This window comes from Micromonospora marina, assembly GCF_900091565.1.
Classification (GTDB): domain Bacteria; phylum Actinomycetota; class Actinomycetes; order Mycobacteriales; family Micromonosporaceae; genus Micromonospora; species Micromonospora marina.
Window position 1 is genome coordinate 110,859 of sequence record NZ_FMCV01000017.1, and the last position, 25,140, is coordinate 135,998.

Genomic DNA, 25,140 nt, shown 5'->3' on the forward strand with positions numbered 1-25,140 from the left:
CGGGTACGCCTCGATCATGGCGTCATTCTGGCCCGATCGCGGCTGACGCGCCTCTGGTTTCCGTGGCGCGCAGATCAGGGTCTGCGCCTCGGGGAAAGGCGGACGCTAGCCATGCCCCGGCCCGGAAGTCTGTCGCATCCGGCATGGGCGTCCAGGGTCGCGCCGCGCACACAATGGCCGGGTGTACGACCACCGGCCGAATGGGGTGTCCATGACCGACGAGCAGGTCCGCAGCAACGAGACCGTGGTGCCGATGCTGCACTGCGTGTCGCCCGAGGAGACGCTGGCGTTCTGGTCGGCCCTCGGCTTCACGGTGACCTACGAGCAGACCAGGCCGTACCTGTACCTGGCGTTCCGGTGGAGCGGGTTCGACCTCAACTACAACGGGGCGCCGGCGGGCGTCGACCCGTCGGCGGAGAGGACCGGGGGCTGCGTGGTGATGGTCGACGCGGTCGCGCCGTACCACGCGACGTTCAGCGAGGCGATGCGACGCGCCTACGGCCGGGTGCTCGTCAAGGGACAGCCCCGGATGACCCGCTACCGCCCCGGCACCTCGCGGTTCACCGTGATCGATCCATCCGGTAACTCGATCACCTTCATCCAGCGGGACGAGCCGGCAGAGCTGGAGTACGGCGGGTCGAAGCGGTTGCACGGACTGGCCCGGGCGCTCGACAACGCGCGGATCCTGCGCGAGTTCAAGAACGACGACCGCGCCGCCTTCCGGGCACTCATCCTCGGGCTGAGCCGCCACGGCGAGGCGGCGCCGACCGTCGAGCGGGCGCAGGTGCTGGCTGCGTTGATCGAACTGGCGGACCTGCTGGCCGAACGGCAGCGGGTGCCCGAGTGGGGCGCCCGGCTGCGGGCGCTTCCGCTGACCGCCGAGGAGCGCGAACAGGTGCGGCTCGACGTCGCCGACCCGACCGTGCTCGCTCCCTGGTTACCGAAGGCCGAGGCGTAGACACGTCGGACGCGGCACCCCCGAAGGAGTGCCGCGTCCGACGTGGTGACTGTGGGTCGGTCAGACGTTGAAGCCGAGGGAACGGAGCTGGTCGCGCCCCTCGTCGGTGATCTTGTCGGGGCCCCACGGCGGCAGCCACACCCAGTTGATCCGGATGTCGTTGACCAGCCCGCCGCCGGGACCGGTGGTCAGCGCCTGCCGGGCCTGGTCCTCGATCACGTCGGTCAGCGGGCAGGCCGCCGAGGTCAGCGTCATGTCCAGGGTCGCGACGTTCTCGTCGTCGACGTGCACGCCGTACACCAGGCCCAGGTCGACCACGTTGATGCCCAGCTCGGGGTCGACGACGTCCTTCATCGCCTCCTCGATGTCACCGATCGCGGCCTTGCCGCCGGCCGGCGCCGCGGCACCGTCGGTCGCCACCGCGCCGGTCTCGGGAGTCGTGTTCGTCTCGTCGGTCATGCCTTCACCTCCGGGCTCACGCCCACCCCGGCGCGTGCCGCGGCGTCCTTGAACGCCATCCACGACAATAACGCGCACTTCACCCGGGCCGGGTAGCGCGCGACACCCGCGAACGCCACCCCGTCTCCGAGCACGTCCTCGTCCGGCGTGACCTGGCCACGCCCGGACATCAACTCCACGAACGCCTCGTGCACCACAGCGGCGTCGCTCGCGGCCCTGCCGCGCAGCAGCTCGTGCAGGACGCTCGCCGACGCCTGGCTGATCGAGCAGCCCATCCCGTCGTACGAGATGTCGGTGAACACGCTGCCGTCGGTCGTCACCCGTACGGTGATCTCGTCGCCGCAGGTCGGGTTGACGTGGTGCGCCTCGCCGACCCGGGCGGCCGGGTCCGTGGCCTCCCGCAGGCCGCGGCCGTGCGGGTGCTTGTAGTGGTCCAGGATGATGTCCTGGTAGAGAGACTCAAGCTGCATCACTGAAACACCTTCCGCACCTGCTCCAGACCCGCCACCAGGGCGTCGATCTCCGCGGTGGTGGTGTAGAGGTAGAACGACGCCCGCGTCATGGCCGGCACCCTGAAGCGGGTGCACACCGGCCTGGCGCAGTGGTGGCCCACCCGCACCTGCACGCCGAGCGCGTCGAGCACCTGCCCGACGTCGTGCGGGTGCACGTCGCCGAGCGCGAACGAGATCGTCCCGCCCCGGCCCACCGGCACCGTCGGACCGAAGATCCGCAGACCGGGCACTGTGGCGAGGGCGTCCAGCGCGTACGCCGTCAGCTCCTTCTCGTGCCACTGGATGGCCGGCATGCCCACCGCGGTGAGGTAGTCCACCGCAGCGCCGAGCGCCACCGCCTCGGCGATCGGCGGGGTGCCCGCCTCGAACCGGGCCGGCGGCGCGGCGAACGTCGAGCCCGCCATCGTCACCGTCTCGATCATCGAGCCGCCACCCATCACCGGAGGCATCGCGGCGAGCAGCTCGCCCCGGCCCCAGAGCACACCGATGCCGGTCGGGCCGCACATCTTGTGCCCGGTGAAGACGATGAAGTCGGCGTCGTAGCCGACCACGTCCATCGGCAGGTGCGGCACCGACTGCGAGCAGTCGAGCAGCAGCAACGCGCCGACCTCGCGGACCCGCGCGGTGATCCGCGAGGTGGCGTTGACGGTGCCGAGGATGTTCGACATGTGCACCAGCGAGACGATCTTCGTCCGCTCGGTGACCAGGTCGTCCAGGCCGGACTCGTCGAGCCGCCCCTGGTCGGTGACCGGGAACCAGCGCAGCGTCGCGCCGGTGCGCTCCGCCAGCAGCTGCCACGGGACGATGTTCGAGTGGTGCTCCATCTCGGAGATCACGATCTCGTCGCCGGGACCGAGCCGGAACCGCGGGTCGCCGTCCGCGCGCAGCGAGGCGTTGGAGAACGCGTACGCCACGATGTTGATCGCCTCGGTGGAGTTCTTGGTGAACACCACCTCGTCCACGCTCGGCGCGTTGACGAACGCGGCGATCTTGGCCCGCGCGCCCTCGTACGCCTCGGTCGCCTCGGTACCCAGCGTGTGCACCGAGCGCGACACGTTGGCGTTGTGCAGGGCGTAGTGCTCGGCGAGCACGTCGAGCACCTGCCGCGGCTTGTGCGAGGTGTTCGCGCTGTCCAGGTAGACGAGCGGGTGACCGTTGACCTCCCGGTCGAGGATCGGGAAGTCGGCCCGCACCTTCGCCACGTCGAAGCGGGGCACGTCGGCGTACTGCGGCATGCCCGCCGGGATGGCCATCGAGGTCATGTCGAGTCTCAGGCCCGCGCCGCGCCGGCCCCGGCGACGTACCGCTCGTAGCCCTCTTCCTCGAGCTTGTCGGCCAGTTCCCGGCCGCCCTGCTCGACGATCCGGCCGGCCACGAAGACGTGCACGAAGTCGGGCTTGATGTAGCGCAGGATGCGGGTGTAGTGGGTGATCAGCAGCAGCCCGGTGTCGCCGGTGTCGCGCACCCGGTTCACGCCCTCGCTGACCACGCGCAGCGCGTCCACGTCCAGGCCGGAGTCGGTCTCGTCGAGGATCGCCATCTTCGGCTTGAGCAGCTCCAGCTGCACGATCTCGTGCCGCTTCTTCTCACCGCCGGAGAAGCCCTCGTTGACGTTGCGCTGGGCGAACGCCGGGTCCATCTGGAGCTTCTCCATCGCGCCGCGCAGCTCGCCGGCCCAGGTGCGCAGCTTCGGCGCCTCGCCGTCGAGGGCGGTCTTGGCGGTACGCAGGAAGTTGGCCACCGACACGCCGGGGACCTCGACCGGGTACTGCATGGCCAGGAAGAGACCGGCGCGGGCGCGCTCGTCGACGGACATGGACAGCACGTCCTCGCCGTCGAGGGTCACCTCACCGCCGGTGATCTCGTACTTCGGGTGACCGGCGATCGAGTACGCCAGCGTGGACTTGCCGGAGCCGTTCGGGCCCATGATCGCGTGCGTCTCACCGGAGCGCACGGTCAGGTCGACCCCGTGCAGGATCGGCTTGAGCTCACCCTCGGGCAGCTTGACCGACACCTTCAGGTCGCGGATCTCCAGGGTGCTCATCAGCGGGTCACTCCATTGCTCGGCAGCGGACGGCCATCGCCGTCCACGGGAAGGTAGATGTCGCCGTCGCGGACTTCGACGGAATAGACGGGTACGGGTTCGGTGGCGGGTAGCCCGGTGGGCTCACCGGTACGCAGGTCGAAACGGGATCCGTGCAGCCAGCATTCCAGCGTGCAGCCCTCGACCTCGCCCTCGGACAGCGCCACGGCGGCGTGCGAGCACTCGTCGTGCACCGCGTAGAACACGTCGTCCTCGCCGTGCACGATCGCGACCTGCACGCCGTCCACGTCGGCGCTGATCGCGGTGCCCTTCGGCACGTCCTCGGTGGAGCAGATCTTGCGCATCAGGCGCCGGCCTTCGCCAGCCGGGCCTCGATGGCGTCGCCCAGGCGCTCGCGCAGGTCCTCGACCGGGATCTTGTTGATCAGCTCGGCGAAGAAGCCGCGTACCACCAGGCGCCGCGCCTCGGCCTCCGGGATGCCCCGGGCCATCAGGTAGAACAGCTGCTCGTCGTCGAACCGGCCGGTCGCGCTGGCGTGCCCGGCGCCGGCGATCTCGCCGGTCTCGATCTCCAGGTTGGGAACGGAGTCAGCCCGCGCGCCGTCGGTGAGCAGCAGGTTCCGGTTGATCTCGTACGTGTCGGTGCCCGTCGCCTCGGCGCGGATCAGCACGTCGCCGACCCAGACCGTGTGCGCGTCGTGGCCCTGCAGCGCGCCCCGGTAGCCGACGTTGCTGCGGCAGTCCGGCACGGTGTGGTCGACCAGCTGCCGGTGCTCCAGGTGCTGGCCGGAGTCGGCGAAGTAGACGCCGTACAGCTCGGCCTCGCCGCCGCGGCCGGTGTACTCCACCGACGTGTACTGCCGGACCAGGTCGCCGCCGAGGCTGACCTGCACGTGCAGGATCCGGGCGTCGCGGCCCAGCCGCACCTTGAGGTGCTGCGCCTGCACCGCGTCGTCGGCCCAGTCGGCGACGGTGACCAGGATCAGCTTCGCCCCGTCGCCCACCGACACCTCGACGTTGTCGGCCAGCGTGGCCGAGCCGACGTGCTCGATCACCACGGTGGCCTCGGCGAACCGGTCCACTTCGACGAAGGTGTGGCCGAAGGCGGGCGCCTCGGCGTTCTCGCCGACCACCCGCAGGCGCACCGGCCGCTCCACCACCACGTCGCGGTCGACGCGCACCAGCAGCGCACCGTCGGCCCCGCCGTACGCGAGCGCGCTGACCCGGTCGAACGGGGTGAGGACGCTGCCCACCCGGGGGTCGTCCCGGCCGATCCGGTCGACGGTGACGCCCTCGGGCAGGTCACCGTACTCGTGCCGGACCGCGCCGGTCGCGCCCTGCGCCTGCGCGGCCAGGCCGCGCAGGCGCTTGAGCGGGGTGAAGCGCCACTCCTCCTCCAGGCCGGTCAGGGCCGGGAAGTCGGCGACGTCGTACGAGCGGAGCGCCTGCGACTTGGTCGTGGGCGGCGCGGAAGCCTGGGTAGTCATCTCTTCCTTGGTCTGTTGTGCGACGACGGTGTCATTAACCGGAGGGCGGCCAGGTCAGCCGACCGCACCTTCCATCTGCAGCTCGATCAGGCGGTTGAGCTCCAGCGCGTACTCCATCGGGAGCTCCTTGGCGATCGGCTCGATGAAGCCGCGCACGATCATCGCCATCGCCTCGTCCTCGCTCAGGCCCCGGCTCATCAGGTAGAAGAGCTGGTCGTCGCTGACCTTGGAGACGGTCGCCTCGTGCCCCATCGACACGTCGTCCTCGCGGATGTCGACGTACGGGTAGGTGTCGGAGCGGGAGATCGTGTCGACCAGGAGCGCGTCGCACTTCACGGTGCTCTTGCTGCTGGTCGAGCCCTCCAGCACCTGCACCAGACCGCGGTACGAGGTGCGGCCGCCGCCCCGGGCGATCGACTTCGACACGATGGTCGAGGAGGTGTGCGGCGCGGCGTGCACCATCTTGGCGCCGGCGTCCTGGTGCTGGCCCTCACCGGCCATGGCCACCGAGAGCACCTCGCCCTTGGCGTGCTCGCCGGTCATGTAGACCGCCGGGTACTTCATGGTGACCTTGGAGCCGATGTTGCCGTCGACCCACTCCATGGTCGCGCCCTCGTGGCACACGGCGCGCTTGGTGACCAGGTTGTAGACGTTGTTCGACCAGTTCTGGATGGTCGTGTACCGGCACCGGGCGTTCTTCTTGACGATGATCTCCACGACGGCGCTGTGCAGCGAGTCGGAGGAGTAGATGGGCGCGGTGCAGCCCTCGACGTAGTGCACGTACGCGCCCTCGTCGACGATGATCAGCGTCCGCTCGAACTGGCCCATGTTCTCCGTGTTGATCCGGAAGTAGGCCTGCAGCGGGATGTCCACGTGCACGCCCTTCGGCACGTAGATGAACGAGCCACCGGACCAGACGGAGGTGTTCAGCGCGGCGAACTTGTTGTCGCCCACCGGGATGACCGTGCCGAAGTACTCCTTGAACAGGTCCTCGTGCTCCCTGAGCGCGGTGTCGGTGTCGAGGAAGACGACGCCCTGCTCCTCCAGGTCCTCACGGATCTGGTGGTAGACCACCTCGGACTCGTACTGCGCGGCGACGCCGGCGACCAGGCGCTGCTTCTCCGCCTCCGGGATGCCGAGCTTGTCGTAGGTGTTCTTGATGTCCTCGGGCAGGTCCTCCCAGGAGGTGGCCTGCTTCTCGGTGGACCGGACGAAGTACTTGATGTTGTCGAAGTCGATCCCGGTGAGGTCGGCGCCCCAGTTCGGCATCGGCTTGCGGTCGAACAGGCGCAGGCCCTTGAGCCGCAGGTCGAGCATCCAGGCCGGCTCGTTCTTCTTGGCCGAGATGTCCCGGACCACCGCCTCGTTGAGGCCGCGCTGGGCGGAGGCCCCGGCGACGTCGGGGTCGGCCCAGCCGTACTCGTAACGACCGAGGGCGGCGAGCTGCTCCTCCTGGGTCAGGGGCTGGACGATCTGCTCGGTCATCTATCTGTCCTCACAGTGGTGACGGTGGAACCGGACTGGGCGGGAATGTGCGTGGTGCACACGCCGTCGCCGTGCGCGATGGTGGCTAGGCGCTGTACGTGAGTGCCGACCAGACGGGAGATCACTGCGGTCTCGGCCTCGCACAGCTGAGGGAACTCGGCGGCCACGTGCGCCACCGGGCAGTGGTGCTGACAGAGCTGGCCGCCGGAGGCGATCGTGGACGCGTTCGCAGCGTAACCCTCGGCGGTCAGCGCGCCGGCGAGCGCCTCCGCCCGCGCGAGCGGGGCGTCTCCGGCGTCCTCCATGGCCGCCCGGCAGCGGGCCTCAAGCGCGGAGACCTGCTCGGCCGCGAACGCCGCGACCGCCTCGGTGCCGCCGGTGCGGGCGATCCAGCGCAGCGCGGCGGTGGCCATGTTGTCGTAGTGGTGGGTGCCGCAGCGACCGCGGCCCGCCTCGGTGAGCGCGAAGACCTTGGCCGGCCGGCCACGCCCGCGGCTGCCGCGCACGGTCTGGTCGCGGGCGACCACGTCACCGTCGGCGAGCATCGCGTCGAGGTGCCGGCGGATCGCGGCCGGGCTCAGGCCGAGCGCCGAGCCGAGCTGCGCGGCGGTGGTGGAACCACGTTCCAGCAGCAGCTGGGTGACCCGGTCTCGGGTCGACAGGTCGGCCGGTGCGGCCTCCCGTTCGCCACGCCGTACGCTGCGACGTGCGCGCGAACCACCGGCGACCGGATCGGTCACCGGCGTCCGGGAGAGCGCCGCCGCGTTTTTCACAACGGCAACGTTACGTAATTCGCGGAGGGCCCGCAAACCCGGGGTCCGGTGATTCCGACCACCGGGCGGCCGGAGTCACCCGATCGGGATCAACTACGGTGCGTAGGATTCGCTCCGTGAAGCGATCCGTCCGGTTTCCGGTCTCCGCCACGCTGCTGCGCCGCCTCGCGCTCGCCTCGATCATCGCGAACGTCGCGATCGTGGTCACCGGCGGGGCCGTCCGGCTCACCGCCTCCGGCCTCGGCTGCCCCACCTGGCCCCGGTGCACCGACGACTCCTACACCACCACCGCCGAGATGGGCGTGCACGGGGTGATCGAGTTCGGCAACCGGCTGCTCACCTTCGCGGTCGGGATCATCGCGCTCGCCGTGGTGCTGGCCGTGCTGGCGCACCGCCCCCGCCGCCGCGGGACGCTGCCGCTGGCCGTGGGCGTGCTCTTCGGCATCCCCGCCCAGGCGGTCCTCGGTGGCATCACCGTGCTCACCGACCTCAACCCGTGGGTGGTCGGACTGCACTTCCTCGCCTCGATGGCGGTTATCGCCGCCGCGTACGCGCTCTGGCGGCGCGTCCAGGAGCCGGACGGGCCGGTCACGCCGACCGTGCCGGCACCGCTGCGTACCCTCGCCTGGATCACCACGGCGGTCAGCGCCTCGGTGCTGGTGGTCGGCACGTGGGTGACCGGCAGCGGACCGCACGCCGGCGACCACGGCGCGGCCCGCAACGGCCTGGATCCGGCAGCGATCTCCCAGGTGCACGCCGACGGCGTCTTCCTGCTGATCGGCCTGTCGGTGGCGATGTACTTCGCGTTCCGGGCGGTCGGCGCGGCGCGGGCGGCGCGGGCGGCCGCGGTGCTGATCGCGGTCGAGCTGGGTCAGGGCGTGATCGGCTTCGTCCAGTACTTCACCAATCTGCCCGCCCTGCTGGTCGGCGCGCACATGCTCGGCTCGTGCCTGGTGCTGCTGGCCACCCTGGGCGCGCTCCGGGCGACCCGGGAGCGGCTGCCGGCCGCCCCTGAGGCACCGGCCGCGCCCGCCGCGCAACGGGTGGGCGCCGCCGCCTGAGCGGGGGCGTTACCGCGCGGCGGGAGCGGGAAAGCGGTCCGGGCCACCGACCGCCCGCCCGAGGGAGATCCCGTGTCGCGCAAGAGCCTCTCCACCATGACGCCGCAACGGCTGACCCCGGTCGCGGGCGCGCCGCTGTGGTGCGACGCCCGCGAGCACGGCCTGACCGGCGACGGGGTCACCAACGACCAGCCGGCCCTGGCGGCGCTGGTGGACCACCTGGGCGCCGGGTACGACGCCGACGGCCGGGCCCGGGTGATCTACTGCCCGCCCGGGCTGTACTCGATCCGGGACGCCGGCACCGTCTGGCGCAGCGGCGTCTCGCTGCTCGGCGCCGGGCCGGCGGCGACCCGCTTCCTGCTCAGCAACGAGGGCAACCGCAGCGCACCGGTCCCGCTCGCCTTCTGGACCACGGTGCAGCACGGCGCGGACCGGGACCGGCACATCGCCGACTGCACGTTCGCCGACTTCGAGATCGACGGCTCGGGCGTGGCCCAGACGTCCTACGACTACCTGGCCAAGGGGCTGGGCCTGCAGTACGTGGTGCGCGGCGTGTTCCGCAACCTCTACATCCACCACACCGGCGCGACCGGACTGGGCTGCGACTTCCTCCAGGACGGCCTGATCGACGGGGTGGTCGTGGTGGGGTGCGGCCGGCTGGACAACGGCGACCAGATGGGCGGCGCCGGGATCGGCGTCGGCATCGGCGGCTGGGGCGACGTGGAGCGCCTCACCATCGCCAACTGCACCACCATCGGCAACGGCACCAACGGCATCTTCCTGGAGCTGCAGAAGGACTACTGGACCCCGCCACGCGGCATCCGGATCATCGGCTGCCACAGCCAGGCCAACCGGTTCGGCATCTCGGACTGGGGCGCGGACGGGCTGATCGTCTCCGGCTGTACCATGACCAACAACCTGGAGGCCGGCTTCGACGTGTCGGGCAACGGCACCGCGGGGGTGGCCGGGCGCGGCGGCCTGCTCACCGGCTGCGTGATCGACTCCAACGTCGGCGACGGCATCAGCATGGGCAACACCCCCGGCCCGTACGCGGTGCAGGGCAACCGGATCAGCCGCAACGGCGGTTTCGGCTACCACGAGCACGACCTGGGCCACGGCTACCGGGGCGCGGCGGCCGACGTGGTGATCCAGGACAACGACATCCGGGAGAACGCGCTGGACGGCATCCGGATCGACCGGCCGATGCTCGACACGTCGATCGTCGGGAACCGGATCCGGGACAACGGCCGCCGCTCCGCGCCGGCCTGCTCCGGCTCCGGCGACGCGGTGCGCTACGGCCCGCGCGAGGTCACCGACGGCAACGCCGACTGGCCGGCCGGCGGGCACCGGGGCAAGGTGGTGCGGGTCGGCTCCCGCGACGCCGTGGTGTCCGACAACAGCGCCGACCGGCTCTCCCTGGCCGAGGTACGCCCGGACGGCTCCACCGGGTGGAACGCGGCCACACCGGGGCCCGGTACGTCGTACGAGCTGCCGGACGGTCCGCCGGCGTGCGGCGGCATCACGATCGCCGCGCCGTTCGACTCGGCCACCGTGCGCGGCAACCGGATCTGGCACCGGGACGCCGACACCCAGGCGTACGGGATCTGGGTCACCGAGGCGGGCAGTTGCGTCTCCTGCGCGTTCGAGGACAACGACCTGGCCGGCACCGAGGCCGCGCTGCGGCTGGACACGCCGCCGATCGGCGGTCGCTGGGCGCGCAACCACAGCGACCGAGACTGACCTCCCGGCCGCCCAGGCGGCTCAGGCGGCTCGGGCGGCTCCGGTTCAGCCGGGCCGGCGTCGGTGGCGACGACAGCACGACCGGACTGCCGTCGCTGACCGCGTGCGCGACGATCAGCGCCAGAGATCGCGATCGCGGTGCAGCAGCCAGGTGACGTGCAGGCCGAGCAGCACGATGGCGGCGACGGGCGGCAGACGCGCCGCCAGGGAGACCCTCGTGACACCCATCGCGTTCCACTCGCGGTCCGTCCCTCCCGTGAGTGGAACGCGATGGGTGCCTGGACCCTCTTGAGACACCCATACCGTTCCACCCGGGGCACCAGCAGACAGCGGGTGGAACGGTATGGGTGTCTCGACAGCCCCGAGACAGCCTTGCACCGCGTCGGGTGGGTGTTCGTCTGGTCGGTGTGGATGGGTGGCGCTCCGGCGGGCAGCCGGTCAGGGTCGGCGAGCTGCGTCCGCGGCCGGGCGGGTCGCGGTCCCGCTGCCGAGGCCAGGACGCCGCCAGGGCCGGCGCGCTCGCCACAGCCGCGGCCAGTCGGGACGGTCAGCGGCGGCGGGCCAGGTGGGTGAGCACCGCGTCGGCGAGCCGCTCCGGGGCGCCGTCGGCGTACCCGACGAACAGGCTCGGCTCGGTCAGCTCCAGCTCGACCAGCACGGGCTCGCCGTCCGGGCCGGGGATCAGGTCGACGCGGGCGTACAGCAGCCGGTCCGGGCCGCCGGGCACCACCGCGAGCACCTTCTCGGCCACGGCACGCTGCTCCGTCGTGGCGGAGCGGGCGTCGATCCGCTCCTCCTTGTAGAGCGCGACCTCGCCCAGGTCCGGCCCGGTCAGCATGGGACCCTTGCGGATCGCGTGGCTGAACGCCGGGCCGCCGGGGCCGGCCAGGAACAGCAGCGCGGTCTCCCCGGCGGTGTCCACCGCGTCGAGGTACGGCTGGACCATGGCGACCCGCCCGGCGTCGCAGAGCCGCCGGACGTGGGCCACCGCCAGCTCGCGGTGCTCCGGGCCGGTCAGGTCGTAGCGGCCGGTGTCCCGGCTGCCCGCGCTGACCGCCGGCTTGATCACGTACTCGCCCCCGGCCGGCGGCGTCCACGCCCGCCCCGGCTCGACCCACTGAGTCGGGACGGTGGGCACACCGGCGGCAGCCAGCTCGGACAGGTAGCGCTTGTCGGTGTTCCAGGCGACCACGTCGGCCGGGTTGACCAGTGCCGGCACGGTGCGCGCCCAGGCCACGAACTCGTCCCGGCGCCGCGCGTAGTCCCACGGGGACCGGAGCACGACCAGGTCGTAGCCGGACCAGTCGACGGCCGGGTCGTCCCAGACGACGATTTCGACGGCGACGCCGCGGGCGGCGAGCGGGCCGAGCGCGAGCCGGTCGTCCGGGTCGAGGTCGGGCAGCTCGGCGCAGGTGACGAAAGCGACCCGGGGTCTCCCCCGGGTCGACTGGTGGTGGTTGGTCATTCGATATGTGTCAACGGGCCATCGTGCGCCGGGCCATCGACCGCCACAGGTCGTTGCTCGGACGCATCTGGTCCATCAGTTCACGCTCCCAGGCGTTCTCGACGTCGACCCCGGCCTTGGCGCAGGCCTGCCGCGCGACGTCCGTGCCGTCGGCGAACTGGTCTGCCCATACCCCGTCGGAACCCACGAGGACGATCCGTGCGCCGCGCTTGCCGACGTACTCGATGACCGCCTTCGCGCCGCCGTGCCCGGCGGCGAACGACTTGATGCCCGCGACCAGGCCGTTGGAGGCCTGCTCGGCGGTCTTGTCAGCCGTCAGCGTCGTATCGGAACCATCTGCCATGACGCGAAGCCTAAGCAGAGTTCCACCCGGATGTGCGAGAACCATGAACTGAATGTGATGCCAATTACCCATCGGTTTAAGGAGAACCACAGGCAATTCGCCCGCACATGTCGCTTATCTATCGGCGAAACGGACAGGCGGGATCGTCACAATCTGTCCGGGTTGAACCCCCGGGAAATCCCGAGAAAAATTTCTGATGAACGGCCGGACGGGCGGGTCAGATGAGCGCGTCGAGCGCGACGGCCGCGAAGAGGATCGTGAGGTACGTGGTGGACCAGTGGAACAGCCGCATCGGCTTGACCGCCTCACCGCGTGTCGCGCGCCGGCACAGCTTGTGCGCCTCGACGAGGAAGATCCCGCCGACCACGAGTGCGGTCACCCCGTAGATCGGGCTCATCCCGAGCGGCCACACCGCCAGCGAGGAGAGCACCGTCAGCCAGGAGAAGCCGATGATCTCGGCGTTGACCCGCCGGACCGAGGCCACCACCGGCAGCATCGGCACACCGGCACGGGCGTAGTCGGCCTTGTACTTGATCGCCAGCGCGTAGAAGTGCGGCATCTGCCAGAAGAAGACCACAGCGAACAGGCCCCACGCCGCCGGCGCCAGCGAACCGGTCACCGCGGCCCAGCCGATCAGCACCGGCGCGGCCCCGCAGATGCCGCCCCAGAACGTGTTGGCGGCCGTGGTCCGCTTCAGCCACAGCGTGTAGACCAGGTCGTAGTAGGCGATCGCGGCCAGCGTCAGCAGTGTCGCCGGCCAGTTCGTCGCCGCCGCCATCAGCGCCACCGAGACGGCGGCCAGCACCAGGCCGAAGACCAGCGCGTTGCGCGGCGACACGGTGTGCGCGGGCAGCGGGCGGCGCTTGGTGCGCCGCATGAGCTGGTCGATGTCGCGGTCGATGTAGCAGTTGATGACGCTCGCCGCGCCGGCCGCCAGCGACCCGCCGACCAGCACCACGGCGACCAGCCACAGCGACGGCATCCCGCCGTGGGCGAGCATCATCGCCGGCACTGTGGTCACCAGCAGCAGCTCGACGATCCGCGGCTTGGTCAGCGTCACGTACGCCGCCACCACGGCACGCACGTCCCGCCGGCCGCTCGCCGGCGCCTCCGCCACCGCGCCCACCGGCGACTGCCCGGCAGGGGTGCTGACGGGGCGCTCGGTGATCATGCTCACGGATTGCCACCTTCCGGCATCGGCGGGGGAGGTCGTTCGGCCCGGACCGCTGCGGGTCCACACACCGCCCCACACACTACGCGGCGTCGTTTTGGCTGCCCCGTGGACCCGGCAACGGTGCGAGCCGTCACACCTGGGGTTGAACGGCCGGACGTGCGCGATCCGTACAGAACAGCATGCCGAGATCCCCGGGCGGACGTTTAGCACCGCTCGATAGGGTCATCAGTGAGGGTTCCGCCCATCTGCCGAGGAGCACAACCATCGTGGCTGCCAACCGACCCGAGCTTCCCGCTCTCAACTGGTCCGACCTCGACCGCAGGGCCGTCGACACGGTCCGCGTGCTGGCCATGGACGCCGTGGAGAAATCCGGCAACGGCCACCCCGGGACGGCGATGAGCCTCGCCCCGGTGGCGTACCTGCTCTTCAACCGGGTCATGCGCCACAACCCCGCCGACCCGAACTGGGCCGGACGCGACCGGTTCGTGCTCTCCGCCGGCCACTCCAGCCTGACGCTCTACATCCAGCTCTTCCTCTCCGGCTACCCGCTGGCGCTGGACGACCTCAAGGCGCTGCGCCAGTGGGGCTCGCTCACCCCGGGCCACCCGGAGCACGGCCACACCCCGGGCGTCGAGACCACCACCGGGCCGCTCGGTCAGGGCCTCGGCAACGCGGTCGGCATGGCCATGGCCGCCCGCCGCGAGCGCGGCCTGTTCGATCCCGAGCCGGACCGCGCCGACTCCCCGTTCCGGCACGACATCTGGTGCATCGCCTCCGACGGCGACATCGAGGAGGGCATCACCCACGAGGCCAGCGCGCTCGCCGGCCACCAGCAGCTCGGCAACCTCTGCGTGATCTACGACGACAACGAGATCTCGATCGAGGACGACACCCGCATCGCCAAGAGCGAGGACGTGGCGGCCCGCTACGAGGCGTACGGCTGGCACGTGCAGACCGTCGACTGGCGCCGCGGCGACGCCGACCAGGGCGACTACCACGAGGACGTGGAGGCGCTGTACGAGGCGCTGCTGGCCGCCAAGGCGGAGACCGGCCGGCCGTCGTTCATCGCGCTGCGCACGATCATCGGCTGGCCGGCGCCGAACAAGCAGAACACCGGCAAGATCCACGGTTCGGCGCTCGGCGCGGACGAGGTGAAGGCCACCAAGGAGATCCTCGGCTTCGACCCGCAGCGCACCTTCGCCGTCGACGAGGAGGTGCTCAAGCACGCCCGTCAGGTGATGGAGCGCGGCGCACAGGAGCAGGCCGAGTGGACCACCCGGTTCGACGCGTGGGCCCAGGCCGACCCGGAGCGCAAGGCGCTGTGGGACCGGATGTCCACCCGTACCCTGCCCACCGGCTGGACCGACGCGCTGCCCACCTTCGGCGCGGACGCCAAGGGCCTCGCCAGCCGGGCCGCCTCCGGCAAGATCCTGGAGGCCCTCGCGCCGGTGCTGCCCGAGCTGTGGGGCGGCTCGGCCGACCTGGCCGAGAGCAACAACACCACCATGAAGGGCGAGCGGTCGTTCGTCCCGGCGGCACACGCCACCAAGGACTTCCCGGGTGACGAGTACGGCCGCACGCTGCACTTCGGCATCCGCGAGCACGCCATGGGCGCGATCCTCAACGGCATCGCCCTGCACGGCGGCACCCGCCCGTACGGCGGCACGTTCCTGGTGTTCAGCGACTACATGCGCCCGGCGGTGCGGCTGGCCGCGCTGATGAAGCTGCCGGTGACGTACGTCTGGACGCACGACTCGATCGGTCTCGGCGAGGACGGCCCGACGCACCAGCCGATCGAGCACCTGACCGCGCTGCGGGCCATCCCCGGCCTGGACGTGGTCCGCCCGGCCGACGCCAACGAGACGGTCTGGGCGTGGCGGCAGGCGCTGGAGCACACCGACCGGCCGACCGCGCTGGCGCTCAGCCGCCAGGCGCTGCCGACGTTCGACCGCACCGACCTCGGCGGTGCCGAGGGCGTCGCCAAGGGCGGGTACGTGCTGGCCGAGGCGTCGAACGGCAAGCCGCAGGTGATCCTGGTCGGCACCGGCTCCGAGGTACAGCTCTGCCTCACCGCGCGGGAGCGGCTGGAGGCCGACGGCACCCCCACCCGGGTCGTCTCCATGCCCTGCCAGGAGTGGTTCTTCGCCCAGGACGAGGCGTACCGGGAGTCGGTGCTGCCGCGCGGGGTAAAGGCACGGGTGAGCGTGGAGGCGGGCATCGCGATGTCGTGGCGGGCGATCGTCGGCGACAGCGGCGAGTGCGTGAGCATCGAGCACTACGGCGCCAGCGCGCCGCACACCGTGCTCTTCGAGCAGTTCGGGTTCACCCCCGACCGGATCGTGGCCGCCGCGCACGCGGCGCTGACCCGGGTGGGAGACATCACCGGTTTCACGACCGGCAACTGAGGGGAGCGTGGACGTCATGACGGACAGGCTGAGTGATCTCCAGAACGCCGGTGTGGCGATCTGGCTGGACGATCTTTCCCGGGTACGGCTGAGTTCCGGCGGGCTGGACAAGCTGCGCCGGGAGAGCCACGTCGCCGGGGTGACCACCAACCCGACGATCTTCGCGAAGGCGTTGAGCGACGCCGACGAGTACGACTGGCAGCTTCGCGACCTCGCCGTACGCGGCGTGGACGTGGAGGAGGCGGTCCGCATGCTCACCACGTACGACGTGCGGTGGGCCTGCGACGTGATGCGCCCGTCGTACGACGCCAGCGGCGGCGTGGACGGCCGCGTGTCGATCGAGGTGGACCCCCGCTCGGCGCACGACGCGGCGAAGACCGTCGCCGAGGCCAAGGCGCTGTGGTGGCTGGTCGACCGGCCGAACCTGTTCATCAAGATCCCGGCCACCGAGGAGGGCCTGCCCGCGATCACCGCGACGCTCGCCGAGGGGATCAGCGTCAACGTCACGCTGATCTTCGGCCTGGACCGGTACTCGCAGGTGATGGACGCCTTCCTGGCCGGCCTCGAGCAGGCGCAGGCGAACGGGCACGACCTGTCGAAGATCGGCTCGGTCGCCTCGTTCTTCGTCTCCCGGGTCGACAGCGAGGTGGACAAGCGGCTGGAGAAGATCGGCTCCGACCAGGCCAAGGCGCTGCGCGGCAAGGCCGCCGTCGCCAACGCCCGGCTGGCGTACGAGCGCTACGGCGAGGTGTTCTCCTCTGCCCGCTGGCAGAAGCTGGCCGACGCGGGCGCCCACCCGCAGCGCCCGCTGTGGGCCTCCACGTCGACGAAGAACCCGGACTACCGGGACGTCGTCTACGTCGAGGAGCTGATCGCCCCCGGCACTGTCAACACCATGCCGGAGCCGGTCATCCACGCGTACGCCGAGCACGGCGAGACGAAGGCGGACACCGTCACCGTCGCGTACGACGACGCCCGCCAGGTCTTCGCCGACCTCCAGTCGGTGGGCGTCGACCTGTCCGACGTGATCGCCACGCTGGAGCGCGAGGGCGTGGAGAAGTTCGAGGCGAGCTGGGTGGAGCTGCTGGAGGGGGTCAAGAAGTCCCTCGCCGAGGCGGCCAAGGGTTCGGGCAGCCCGCACCGGGCCGCCGGGGAGAACGCGCAGGCGGCGCAGCAGGCCGGCGGCAACGCGTGACCGACGGCGTCCGACGCGTCCCGGGGCCGGGCCCCGGGACGCGTCGCGCCGTAGCCTGGAACGGGTGAGGTGGTTGCCGTGAGCGAGCCGGGGCTGGCGCCGTGAGTGATCTGCTGGCCGGGCGGGCGGACATGGCCGCCGGTCTGGCCGTGCGCGGCGCGGACGCCGTCGGCGCGTCCGCGCGCGCCACGCTCGTCTCCCACGACGTGCCGGCCCGGCTCGCCGCCGCGGACCCGGCCCTCTGGGGGCCCGCCGCCGAGGCGGCGGCCCTCACCCGGCTGGGCTGGCTGCACGCCCACCGGCACAGCCGGGACCTGCTCCCCCAGCTCGCCGAACTGGCCGCCGAGCTGGACGACCTGGACCACGTGGTGCTGGCCGGCGCCGGCGGCGACACGCTCGCCGCCGAGGTGCTCGCCGAGTGCCTGGGCCGGCCGGTGACAGTGCTCGGCACCGCCGATCCGGGGCCGGTCCGGGCCGCGCTCGCCGACCGCCCGGCGCGTACCCTCCTGGTGCTCGCCGACCGGCACGGTCTCGACCGGACCACCGACGCCCACCTGCGCGCCTACCGGCGGGCGTGGGCGGGCGAGGGCCCCGATGCCGCCCGGCACGTCGTGGTGGTCACCGAGCCCGGCTCGGAACTCGCGGCGCGCGCCGACGAGCTGGGCGCGGTGGTGATCCCGGCCGAACCGGACGTGGCCGGGCCGTGGGCCGCCCTCACCGCGTTCGGACTGGTCCCGGCGGCGCTGGCCGGCGCGCCGGTGGCCGAGGTGCTGGACGAGGCCGAGGCGCTCACCGGCGCGCTGGACCGGGACCGGGACAACCCGGCCCTGGCGCTCGGCGCGGCCCTGGGCGCGGCGGCCGGTGCCGGCCGGCACACCGTCGCGCTGGTCCCCGACGGCACCGGCCTCGACGGCCTGGGCCGCTGGGCCGGCGCGTTGCTCGCCGACGCCACCGGTGGGCGGCTGCTGCCGGTAGTCGTGGAGTCCCCCGACTCCCCCGGCGCCACCGGTCCGGGCGTGCTCACAGTCGGGCTCGGCGGCGCCCTCGGCGCCGGTGTCGGACCGGGCGTGGCCGCCGACGTCGCGGTGAACGGCCCGCTCGGCGCGCACCTGCTTGCCTGGGCCTACGCGGCCGCGACCGCCGCGGTGACGCTGCGGACCGACCCGTTCGCGGCGCCCGCCGCCGTGCCGGCCGACGAAGCGCCGGAGGGCGGGCCGCCGTCGTCGGTCGAGGGCGCGATCGAGGTGTACGCCCCGAGCGGCGCCCCGGCCGACCTGGCCGGCGCGCTGCGGTGGCTGCTCGACGGGCTCGGCGAACGGGAGCACCTCGTGGTGACCGCGTACCTCGACCGGCACGCCGACGCGGCGGTCGCCGGGCTGCGCCCGCTGCTGGCGCGGGCCGCCGGACGCCCGGTCACCTTCGGCTGGGGACCGCGCCGGACGCACCACACCGACCCGCACGGCCGGCACCTCCAGATCACCGGTGCGGTCACCGATGATCTGGAGGTGCCCGGTCGTCCGTATACCTTCGCGCAGCTCCAGGCGGCCCAGGCCGCAGGCGACCGGCGGGCCCTGGCCGGCCGGGAGCGACCGGTGCTGCGACTGCACCTGACCGAGCGGGCGGCGGGTGTCGCCCAGATCCTGGACACGGCCGGACGGACACGCACGTGACGATCAATGACCTGGAATCAGCGGACCGAGACGCAGGAGGAGGTGGCCCGGTGAACCCGCTGCGCGATCCGCAGGACCGGCGGCTGCCCCGGATCCCCGAGCCGTGTGCCCTGGTGATCTTCGGGGTGACGGGCGACCTGGCCCGCAAGAAGCTGCTGCCGGCGGTCTACGACCTGGCCAACCGGGGTCTCCTGCCGCCCGGTTTCGTGGTCCTGGGCTTCGCCCGGCGCGACTGGGGCGACGGCGACTTCGAGTCGGTGGCGCACGACGCGGCCAAGAAGCACGCCCGTACCCCGTGGCGGGAGGAGGTGTGGGCCCGGCTCGCCGGCAACATCAAGTTCGTCGGCGGCTCGTTCGACGACGACGCGGCGTTCGACCATCTCGCCGCCACGCTCGACGAGCTGCGCGACACGCACGGTATCCCCGGCAACGCCGCCTTCTACTTCTCCATCCCCCCGGCGGCCTTCCCGGTGGTGCTCAAGCAGCTGGCCCGCACCGGCATGGCGGACAACGCCAAGTCCGGCGGCTGGCGGCGGGTCGTGGTGGAGAAGCCCTTCGGCAACGACCTGCCCTCGGCCAAGGCGCTCAACGACCTGGTCGACGACGTCTTCACCCGCCAGGACGTGTTCCGGATCGACCACTACCTGGGCAAGGAGACGGTCCAGAACATCCTGGCGCTGCGCTTCGCGAACAACCTGTTCGAGCCGCTGTGGAACTCCACGTACGTCGACTCGGTGCAGATCACCATGGCCGAGGACGTCGGCATCGGCACCCGGGCGGCCTTCTACGACTCCGTCGGCACCGCCCGTGACGTGCTGCAGAACCACCTGCTCCAGTTGCTCGCCCTGGTCGCGATGGAGGAGCCGACGAGCTTCGACGCCGACGAGATCCGGGCCGAGAAGCTCAAGGTGCTCAAGGCGATCACCGTGCCGCGGGACGTCTCCGAGGACACCGTGCGCGGCCAGTACCTGCCCGGCTGGGTGGGCGGCGAGCGCGCCAAGGGCTACCTGGAGGAGGAGGGCGTCCCGGAGGGCTCCACCACCGAGACGTACGTGGCGGTTAAGTTGGGCATCCAGAACCGCCGCTGGGCCGGGGTGCCGTTCTACATCCGGGCCGGCAAGCGGCTGCCCCGGCGGGTCACCGAGGTGGCCATCATGTTCAAGAAGGCGCCGCACCTGCCGTTCAACGCCGCCGACATGGAGTCCCTCGGCCCCAACCAGCTCGTCATCCGGGTGCAGCCGGACGAGGGCGTGGTGCTGAAGTTCGGCTCCAAGGTGCCGGGCACCACGATGGAGGTCCGCGACATCGCGATGGACTTCCAGTACGGCGAGGCGTTCACCGAGTCCAGCCCCGAGGCGTACGAGCGGCTGGTGCTGGACGTGCTGATCGGTGACCGGACGCTGTTCCCGGACGCCGCCGAGGTGGAGCAGAGCTGGCAGGTCGTCGACCCGCTGGAGCACGCCTGGGAGGGCACGACCCCGGAGCCGTACCGGGCCGGTGAGTGGGGGCCCCGGGCCGCCGACGAGATGTTGGCCCGCGAGGGCCGGGCTTGGCGGAGAGCGTGAGCGAGCACTGCGAGCGAACCAGGAGGCTCCATTGATCGGGCTGTGGGACACCACCGGCAACGAGGTGGTCAAGGCGCTGGCCGCGGAGCGGCGCAGCGCGGGCGGGGTGGCCAGTGGCATGGCGCTCACGCTGATCGTGGTGGTGGACGAGAAGCGGGTACGCGAGGCCGAGGCGGCGGCCACCATCGCCGCGGCGGCGCACCCGTGCCGGCTGCTCGTGGTGGTCCGCTCCGACGTGGAGCGCGACCGCAACCGGCTGGACGCGGAGATCGTCGTGGGCGGCCGGCTCGGGCCGTGCGAGGCGGTGGTGACGCGGATGTACGGGCGGCTCGCGCTGCACGCCGAGTCGGTGGTGATGCCGCTGCTGGTGCCGGACGTGCCGGTGGTGACGTGGTGGCACGGCGAGCCGCCGGAGGAGATCTCCACCGACTTCCTCGGCGTGGTGGCGGACCGGCGGATCACCGACTCGGCGCAGGCCGCCGACCCGATCGCCGCGCTGCGGCAGCGGGCCCGCGACTACGCACCGGGCGACACCGACCTGGCGTGGACCCGGATCACCCCGTGGCGCACGCTCGTGGCGGGCGCGTTCGACACCACCCAGGCCCGGGTCGTCGAGGCGAGCGTGGTGGCGCCCCCGTCGGACCCGACGGCGGCGCTGATGCGCGGCTGGCTGAAGGCCCGGCTCGGCATCGAGCCGGTACCGACCGCCACCGACGAGTTCCCGCGGATGCGCCAGGTGCAGTTGCGCTGCGCCAACGGCGACGAGCTGACACTCACCCGGGACGACAGCATCGCGGTGTTCCGGCGTACCGGGCAGGCGGACCGCACGCTGCCGCTGGTGCGCCGGCCGCTCGGCGACGAGCTGGCCGAGGAGCTGCGCCGCCTCGACGCCGACCAGGTGTACGCGGAGGCGCTCGGCGCCGCGGCCGGGATCACCGGCCTCGACCAGCGTCCGGCCCAGCGGGTGCACGTGTGGAAGGATCCGGCGACCGCCCAGCGGGCCGAGGCCGGCGTGACCGCGCACGCGGGCGCGACCGCCAACGAGTGACCGCCCGGACCGGGCGGCCGGAAGCACAGAAACACGAGGGCATGACGGATGACTGAGGCGAGTGTCGCCGTACACGCCGACCCCGACCTGCTGGCGCAGGCGGTGGCGGCCCGGTTGGTGGTGAAGCTGCTCGACGCGCAGGCCGAGCGCGGCCAGGCGTCGGTGGTGCTGACCGGCGGGCGGATCGCCGCGGCGGTGTACCGGGCGGTCGGGCAGTTGCCCGCCCGGGACGCCGTCGACTGGTCCCGGGTCGACGTGTGGTGGGGCGACGAGCGGTTCCTGCCCGCCGGCGACCCGGAACGCAACGAGACGCAGGCGCGGGTGGCGCTGCTGGACACGGTGCCGCTGGACCCGGCCCGGGTGCACCCGATGCCGGCGTCGGACGGCCCGGCGGGTGACGACCCGGAGGCGGCTGCCGCCCGGTACGCGCGGGAGTTGGCCGCAGCCGCCCGGCCCGGGAACGCGATCGTGCCGCACTTCGACGTGCTGATGCTCGGCGTCGGCGAGGACGGCCACGTGGCGTCGGTGTTCCCGGAGCATCCGGTGCACCACGACAACCGGCCGGTCAGCGCGGTGCGGGGCAGCCCGAAGCCGCCGCCGGTGCGGACCACGCTGACGCTGCCGACGATCAACACGGCCGAGGAGGTCTGGCTGATCGCCGCCGGGGCGGACAAGGTCCGGGCGGTGGGCATGGCGCTGGCCGGGGCCGGGCCGGTCCAGGTGCCGGCCGCCGGGGTGGGTGGCGTCTCCCGTACCCTCTGGCTCCTCGACCGGGCCGCGGCGGCGAACGTGCCGCCGCGCCTGCGCAGCCTCCGCTGAGCGGTAAGGAAGGGCCCCTTCTTAACGTCTCCGGTAGAGAAGGGGCCCCTTCTTAACACCTCGGCTCAGGCGCGGCCGCGACGCCGCCGCAGCGCGTCGAGGGCCTCGGCGAGCAGCGCCTCCCCCTCCTCCGGGGTACGCCGCTCCTGCACGTACGCCAGGTGGGTCTTGTACGGCTCGGCGCGCTGGCGGCCCGGCGGGTCGCCCGGGTCGGGGCCGGCCGGCTCGCCACAGCGGGGGCACTCCCAGGTGGCGGGCGTCTCCGCCTCGGCGGCGATCAGGAACTCGACCCGGTGCCCGTGGCGGCACCAGTAGACGACCGGTCGGCGCGGCGCGGGCTCGACCCGCTGGTCGAACCGCTCGGGGGCGGACCCGATCCGGGTACCGCGGATGACGTTGTTGCTGGGCACGGTTGCTCGCTCCCTGTCGTCGGAGGGGACCGCCGCCGGAGGGGGTGGGCGGCGGGCGACGTGCGGAGAAACAAAACTGCGCGCGGTCCGTGACGGACCGCGCGCAGATTGTACGCTTCTCAGCGCCGACTCAGGTGCCGCTGGCCATCTGCAGCCGCAGCCAGAGGCCGAGGCCGACGATGCAGGCGAACCAGACGATTCCCACCAGAACGGTGTAGCGGTCGAGATTCTTCTCGGCCACCGAGGAACCGGCCAGGCTGGAGCTGACGCCGCCGCCGAACATGCTCGACAACCCGCCGCCCTTGCCGCGGTGCAGGAGGATCAGCAGAACGAGCAGCACGCTCGTGATGACCAGCAACGTGATCATCGTGTAGGCGAACCAGATCGGCATGGCGGGGGTCAGTCCTCTCGTTGCGATCACTGCCCGGACCTGTCGGGCACTGCGGCACCGACCGGTGGACGGGCAGCGTCAAGGATAGCGAGCGATCAGCGGGCGATGTGCTCCGGGAACCGGCAGATCTGCGCGAACTCCTCCGCGTCCAGGCTGGCGCCCCCGACCAGAGCCCCGTCCACGTCCGGCTGCGCCATGATCGCGGCGACGTTCGACGCCTTGACCGACCCGCCGTAGAGGATCCGGACCTGCTCGGCGGTGCCCTCGTCGTAGGTCTCGGCGATGCGCTTGCGCACCGCGCCGCAGACCTCCTGGGCGTCCTCCGGGGTCGCCGTCTTGCCGGTGCCGATCGCCCAGACCGGCTCGTACGCCACGACGACCTTGGTGACCTGCTCGGCGGTGAGCCCCTTCAGCGCGCCGTCGAGCTGGTCGCAGCAGTGCCGCACCTGACCCGACTGCTCCCGGACCTCCAGGCCCTCGCCGATGCAGAGGATCGGGGTGAGCCCGTTGGCCAGCGCCGCCGACACCTTCGCGTTGACGAGGGCGTCGTCCTCCTGGTGGTACTGCCGCCGCTCGGAGTGGCCGACCACCACGTAGCCGCAGCCCAGCTTGGCGAGCATCGGGCCGGCGATGTCACCGGTGTAGGCGCCCGACGGGTGCGGCGACAGGTCCTGCGCGCCGTAGCCGATCAGCAGTTTGTCGCCGTCCACGGCGGTCTGCACGGTACGCAGGTCGGTGAAGGGCGGCAGCACCACGCACTCGACGTCGGTGAGCTGCTTCTCGTTCAGGCTCGCGGCCAGCTTCTGCACCAGCAGGTTGGCCTCGAGGTGGTTCAGGTTCATCTTCCAGTTGCCGGCCATCAGCGGCCGGCGGGTCGTGCTCGCCATTCAGTTCTCCAGGGCCGCGATGCCGGGGAGGGTCTTGCCCTCCAGGTATTCCAGGGAGGCGCCACCACCGGTGGAGATGTGCCCGAACGAGGACTCGTCGAGGCCCAGCGCGCGCACCGCCGCGGCCGAGTCGCCGCCGCCGACCACGCTGAACGCGTCGGCCTTGGTGATCGCCTCGGCCACGCCCCGGGTGCCGTTGGCGAACGCCGCCATCTCGAACACGCCCATCGGGCCGTTCCAGAAGACGGTCTTCGCCTGCGACAGCGCGGCGGCGAAACCGGCCACCGTCTCCGGGCCGATGTCCAGGCCCAGGCGGTGGCTGGGGATGCCGTCGGCGGGCACGGTGTCGTGCGCGGCGTCAGGCGCGAACGCGTCGGCGGCCACCACGTCGACCGGGAGCATGATCTTGCCCGGCGCGCGCTCCATCAGGTTGCGGCAGGTCTCGACCATGTCCTTCTCCAGCAGCGACGTGCCCACCTCGTGGCCCTGGGCCTTGAGGAAGGTGAAGCACATCCCGCCGCCGATGAGCAGCCGGTCGACGGTCGGCAGCAGTGCCTCGATCACGGCGAGCTTGTCGGAGACCTTGGAGCCGCCCAGCACCACCACGTACGGCCGCTCCGGGGAGCCGGTCAGACGGCTGAGCACCTCGACCTCGCGCAGCACCAGCCGGCCCGCGACGTGCGGCAGCCGGGCCGGTACGTCGTGCACGCTGGCGTGCTTGCGGTGCACCGCGCCGAACGCGTCGTCCACGTAGGCGTCGCCGAGCGCGGCGAGCTGGTCGGCGAACGCGCTCCGCTCCGCGTCGTCCTTGCTGGTCTCACCGGCGTTGAACCGCAGGTTCTCCAGCAGCGCGACCTGGCCGTCGGCCAGCTCGGCCACGCATGCCCGCGCCGAGTCACCGACGGTGTCCTCGGCGAAGTGGACCGGGGCGCCGAGCAGCTCGCCGAGCCGCCCGGCGACCGGGCGGAGGCTGAACTGCGGGTCCGGCGCGCCCTTCGGGCGGCCCAGGTGCGAGCAGACGACCACCTTCGCGCCGGCCTGCACCAGCGCGCTCAGCGTCGGCAGGACGGCCCGGATCCGGCCGTCGTCGGTGATCTCCCCGGACTGCTTGTCGAGCGGGACGTTCAGGTCGGCGCGCACCAGCACGCGCCGACCCGACACCCCCTCGGCGAGCAGGTCGTCGAGGTTACGGATCGTCACAGAGCTAGCCCTCCGTTCGTGACTTCGGGGCGCGCAAGCTCGCTCCTCGC

The 25,140-nt window shown here is 72.1% G+C and carries 24 protein-coding genes; 9 read left to right on the top strand and 15 right to left on the bottom strand.

Features of this window, described 5'->3' with window-relative positions; all coding sequences use genetic code 11:
• The first annotated feature begins 211 nt into the window (after positions 1 to 211).
• Positions 212 to 958 carry a VOC family protein gene (locus GA0070215_RS19385; RefSeq protein ID WP_091048223.1) on the top strand — a complete coding sequence of 249 codons (747 nt, stop codon included), beginning with the start codon at positions 212 to 214 and terminating at the stop codon, positions 956 to 958.
• 60 nt (positions 959 to 1,018) lie between these two features.
• On the opposite strand, the gene GA0070215_RS19390 is transcribed toward GA0070215_RS19385, so the two are convergent.
• Genes GA0070215_RS19390 through GA0070215_RS19425 form a run of 8 tightly spaced genes read right to left on the bottom strand, consistent with a single transcriptional unit; the run spans position 1,019 to position 7,717 of the window.
• Positions 1,019 to 1,417 carry a metal-sulfur cluster assembly factor gene (locus GA0070215_RS19390; protein ID WP_091048227.1) on the bottom strand — a complete coding sequence of 133 codons (399 nt, stop codon included), beginning with the start codon at positions 1,415 to 1,417 and terminating at the stop codon, positions 1,019 to 1,021.
• Positions 1,414 to 1,887: a Fe-S cluster assembly sulfur transfer protein SufU gene (gene sufU, locus GA0070215_RS19395; protein ID WP_018788237.1), complete on the bottom strand. Its 474-nt coding sequence runs from the start codon at positions 1,885 to 1,887 to the stop codon at positions 1,414 to 1,416. Before sufU ends, GA0070215_RS19390 begins: the two co-directional genes overlap by 4 nt.
• Entirely contained in the window at positions 1,887 to 3,191 is a 1,305-nt protein-coding gene (locus GA0070215_RS19400) for a cysteine desulfurase (protein ID WP_018788236.1), read from the bottom strand. Before GA0070215_RS19400 ends, sufU begins: the two co-directional genes overlap by 1 nt.
• A gap of 8 nt (positions 3,192 to 3,199) precedes the next feature.
• Positions 3,200 to 3,973 (bottom strand): Fe-S cluster assembly ATPase SufC, encoded by a 774-nt coding sequence (gene sufC, locus GA0070215_RS19405; protein ID WP_018788235.1) that lies wholly within the window; start codon positions 3,971 to 3,973, stop codon positions 3,200 to 3,202.
• A complete protein-coding gene (locus GA0070215_RS19410) occupies positions 3,973 to 4,317 on the bottom strand; it encodes a non-heme iron oxygenase ferredoxin subunit (RefSeq protein WP_091048231.1) in 345 nt (114 codons plus the stop codon). The genes sufC and GA0070215_RS19410 overlap by 1 nt, the downstream gene beginning before the upstream one ends.
• Complete coding sequence (gene sufD, locus GA0070215_RS19415; RefSeq protein WP_018788233.1) at positions 4,317 to 5,459, bottom strand: Fe-S cluster assembly protein SufD; 1,143 nt, start codon at positions 5,457 to 5,459, stop codon at positions 4,317 to 4,319. The genes GA0070215_RS19410 and sufD overlap by 1 nt, the downstream gene beginning before the upstream one ends.
• 54 nt (positions 5,460 to 5,513) lie before the next feature.
• Entirely contained in the window at positions 5,514 to 6,944 is a 1,431-nt protein-coding gene (gene sufB, locus GA0070215_RS19420; protein ID WP_018788232.1) for a Fe-S cluster assembly protein SufB, read from the bottom strand.
• Entirely contained in the window at positions 6,941 to 7,717 is a 777-nt protein-coding gene (locus tag GA0070215_RS19425) for a helix-turn-helix transcriptional regulator (RefSeq protein ID WP_091048235.1), read from the bottom strand. The genes sufB and GA0070215_RS19425 overlap by 4 nt, the downstream gene beginning before the upstream one ends.
• A gap of 98 nt (positions 7,718 to 7,815) precedes the next feature.
• Between GA0070215_RS19425 and GA0070215_RS19430 the strand changes: the two genes are divergently transcribed.
• Positions 7,816 to 8,778: a COX15/CtaA family protein gene (locus tag GA0070215_RS19430; RefSeq protein WP_026268568.1), complete on the top strand. Its 963-nt coding sequence runs from the start codon at positions 7,816 to 7,818 to the stop codon at positions 8,776 to 8,778.
• A gap of 72 nt (positions 8,779 to 8,850) precedes the next feature.
• Positions 8,851 to 10,518, top strand: a complete 1,668-nt coding sequence (locus GA0070215_RS19435) for a right-handed parallel beta-helix repeat-containing protein (RefSeq protein ID WP_018788229.1) — start codon at positions 8,851 to 8,853, stop codon at positions 10,516 to 10,518.
• A gap of 547 nt (positions 10,519 to 11,065) precedes the next feature.
• Here the strand turns inward: GA0070215_RS19435 and GA0070215_RS19440 are convergent.
• From GA0070215_RS19440 to GA0070215_RS19450, 3 genes are all read right to left on the bottom strand, one after another.
• Positions 11,066 to 11,983 (bottom strand): ATP-grasp domain-containing protein, encoded by a 918-nt coding sequence (locus GA0070215_RS19440; RefSeq protein WP_018788227.1) that lies wholly within the window; start codon positions 11,981 to 11,983, stop codon positions 11,066 to 11,068.
• Positions 11,984 to 11,993: 10 nt separating this feature from the next.
• The gene (locus GA0070215_RS19445; protein WP_018788226.1) at positions 11,994 to 12,326 is read right to left on the bottom strand and encodes a hypothetical protein; all 333 of its coding nucleotides are present in this window, start codon (positions 12,324 to 12,326) and stop codon (positions 11,994 to 11,996) included.
• A gap of 217 nt (positions 12,327 to 12,543) precedes the next feature.
• Positions 12,544 to 13,503, bottom strand: coding sequence for a heme o synthase (locus GA0070215_RS19450; protein WP_026268567.1), 960 nt, complete (start codon positions 13,501 to 13,503; stop codon positions 12,544 to 12,546).
• A 263-nt stretch (positions 13,504 to 13,766) separates the two neighbouring features.
• Between GA0070215_RS19450 and tkt the strand changes: the two genes are divergently transcribed.
• The 6 genes from tkt to pgl all read left to right on the top strand — a co-directional run bounded on the left by tkt (position 13,767) and on the right by pgl (position 22,202).
• Positions 13,767 to 15,905, top strand: a complete 2,139-nt coding sequence (tkt, locus tag GA0070215_RS19455; protein WP_018788224.1) for a transketolase — start codon at positions 13,767 to 13,769, stop codon at positions 15,903 to 15,905.
• 16 nt (positions 15,906 to 15,921) lie between these two features.
• Positions 15,922 to 17,100 (top strand): transaldolase, encoded by a 1,179-nt coding sequence (gene tal / locus GA0070215_RS19460; protein ID WP_091048239.1) that lies wholly within the window; start codon positions 15,922 to 15,924, stop codon positions 17,098 to 17,100.
• A gap of 101 nt (positions 17,101 to 17,201) precedes the next feature.
• Positions 17,202 to 18,770 (top strand): glucose-6-phosphate isomerase, encoded by a 1,569-nt coding sequence (locus GA0070215_RS19465; RefSeq protein WP_091048241.1) that lies wholly within the window; start codon positions 17,202 to 17,204, stop codon positions 18,768 to 18,770.
• Positions 18,771 to 18,820: 50 nt separating this feature from the next.
• A complete protein-coding gene (zwf, locus tag GA0070215_RS19470) occupies positions 18,821 to 20,335 on the top strand; it encodes a glucose-6-phosphate dehydrogenase (protein WP_018788221.1) in 1,515 nt (504 codons plus the stop codon).
• Positions 20,336 to 20,366: 31 nt separating this feature from the next.
• Positions 20,367 to 21,383: a glucose-6-phosphate dehydrogenase assembly protein OpcA gene (locus GA0070215_RS19475; RefSeq protein WP_018788220.1), complete on the top strand. Its 1,017-nt coding sequence runs from the start codon at positions 20,367 to 20,369 to the stop codon at positions 21,381 to 21,383.
• 48 nt (positions 21,384 to 21,431) lie between these two features.
• A complete protein-coding gene (pgl, locus tag GA0070215_RS19480; protein WP_091048244.1) occupies positions 21,432 to 22,202 on the top strand; it encodes a 6-phosphogluconolactonase in 771 nt (256 codons plus the stop codon).
• Positions 22,203 to 22,267: 65 nt separating this feature from the next.
• Here the strand turns inward: pgl and GA0070215_RS19485 are convergent, their stop codons facing one another.
• From GA0070215_RS19485 to GA0070215_RS19500, 4 genes are all read right to left on the bottom strand, one after another.
• Positions 22,268 to 22,612 (bottom strand): RNA polymerase-binding protein RbpA, encoded by a 345-nt coding sequence (locus GA0070215_RS19485; RefSeq protein ID WP_018788218.1) that lies wholly within the window; start codon positions 22,610 to 22,612, stop codon positions 22,268 to 22,270.
• A gap of 130 nt (positions 22,613 to 22,742) precedes the next feature.
• Positions 22,743 to 23,003 (bottom strand): preprotein translocase subunit SecG, encoded by a 261-nt coding sequence (secG, locus tag GA0070215_RS19490; protein WP_018788217.1) that lies wholly within the window; start codon positions 23,001 to 23,003, stop codon positions 22,743 to 22,745.
• Positions 23,004 to 23,098: 95 nt separating this feature from the next.
• Positions 23,099 to 23,890, bottom strand: a complete 792-nt coding sequence (tpiA, locus tag GA0070215_RS19495) for a triose-phosphate isomerase (protein ID WP_018788216.1) — start codon at positions 23,888 to 23,890, stop codon at positions 23,099 to 23,101.
• Positions 23,891 to 25,090, bottom strand: a complete 1,200-nt coding sequence (locus tag GA0070215_RS19500; protein ID WP_091048248.1) for a phosphoglycerate kinase — start codon at positions 25,088 to 25,090, stop codon at positions 23,891 to 23,893.
• Between the last annotated feature and the right edge of the window lie 50 nt (positions 25,091 to 25,140).

Bases quoted from the DNA above. Each gene is read 5' to 3' on its own strand.
- tpiA (WP_018788216.1), bottom strand. From the start codon at position 23,890: ATGGCGAGCACGACCCGCCGGCCGCTGATGGCCGGCAACTGGAAGATG.
- GA0070215_RS19385 (WP_091048223.1), top strand. From the start codon at position 212: ATGACCGACGAGCAGGTCCGCAGCAACGAGACCGTGGTGCCGATGCTG.
- GA0070215_RS19445 (WP_018788226.1), bottom strand. From the start codon at position 12,326: ATGGCAGATGGTTCCGATACGACGCTGACGGCTGACAAGACCGCCGAG.
- sufC (WP_018788235.1), bottom strand. From the start codon at position 3,973: ATGAGCACCCTGGAGATCCGCGACCTGAAGGTGTCGGTCAAGCTGCCC.
- GA0070215_RS19390 (WP_091048227.1), bottom strand. From the start codon at position 1,417: ATGACCGACGAGACGAACACGACTCCCGAGACCGGCGCGGTGGCGACC.
- sufB (WP_018788232.1), bottom strand. From the start codon at position 6,944: ATGACCGAGCAGATCGTCCAGCCCCTGACCCAGGAGGAGCAGCTCGCC.
- GA0070215_RS19410 (WP_091048231.1), bottom strand. From the start codon at position 4,317: ATGCGCAAGATCTGCTCCACCGAGGACGTGCCGAAGGGCACCGCGATC.
- pgl (WP_091048244.1), top strand. From the start codon at position 21,432: ATGACTGAGGCGAGTGTCGCCGTACACGCCGACCCCGACCTGCTGGCG.
- tal (WP_091048239.1), top strand. From the start codon at position 15,922: ATGACGGACAGGCTGAGTGATCTCCAGAACGCCGGTGTGGCGATCTGG.
- sufD (WP_018788233.1), bottom strand. From the start codon at position 5,459: ATGACTACCCAGGCTTCCGCGCCGCCCACGACCAAGTCGCAGGCGCTC.
- GA0070215_RS19440 (WP_018788227.1), bottom strand. From the start codon at position 11,983: ATGACCAACCACCACCAGTCGACCCGGGGGAGACCCCGGGTCGCTTTC.
- GA0070215_RS19400 (WP_018788236.1), bottom strand. From the start codon at position 3,191: ATGACCTCGATGGCCATCCCGGCGGGCATGCCGCAGTACGCCGACGTG.
- secG (WP_018788217.1), bottom strand. From the start codon at position 23,003: ATGCCGATCTGGTTCGCCTACACGATGATCACGTTGCTGGTCATCACG.
- sufU (WP_018788237.1), bottom strand. From the start codon at position 1,887: ATGCAGCTTGAGTCTCTCTACCAGGACATCATCCTGGACCACTACAAG.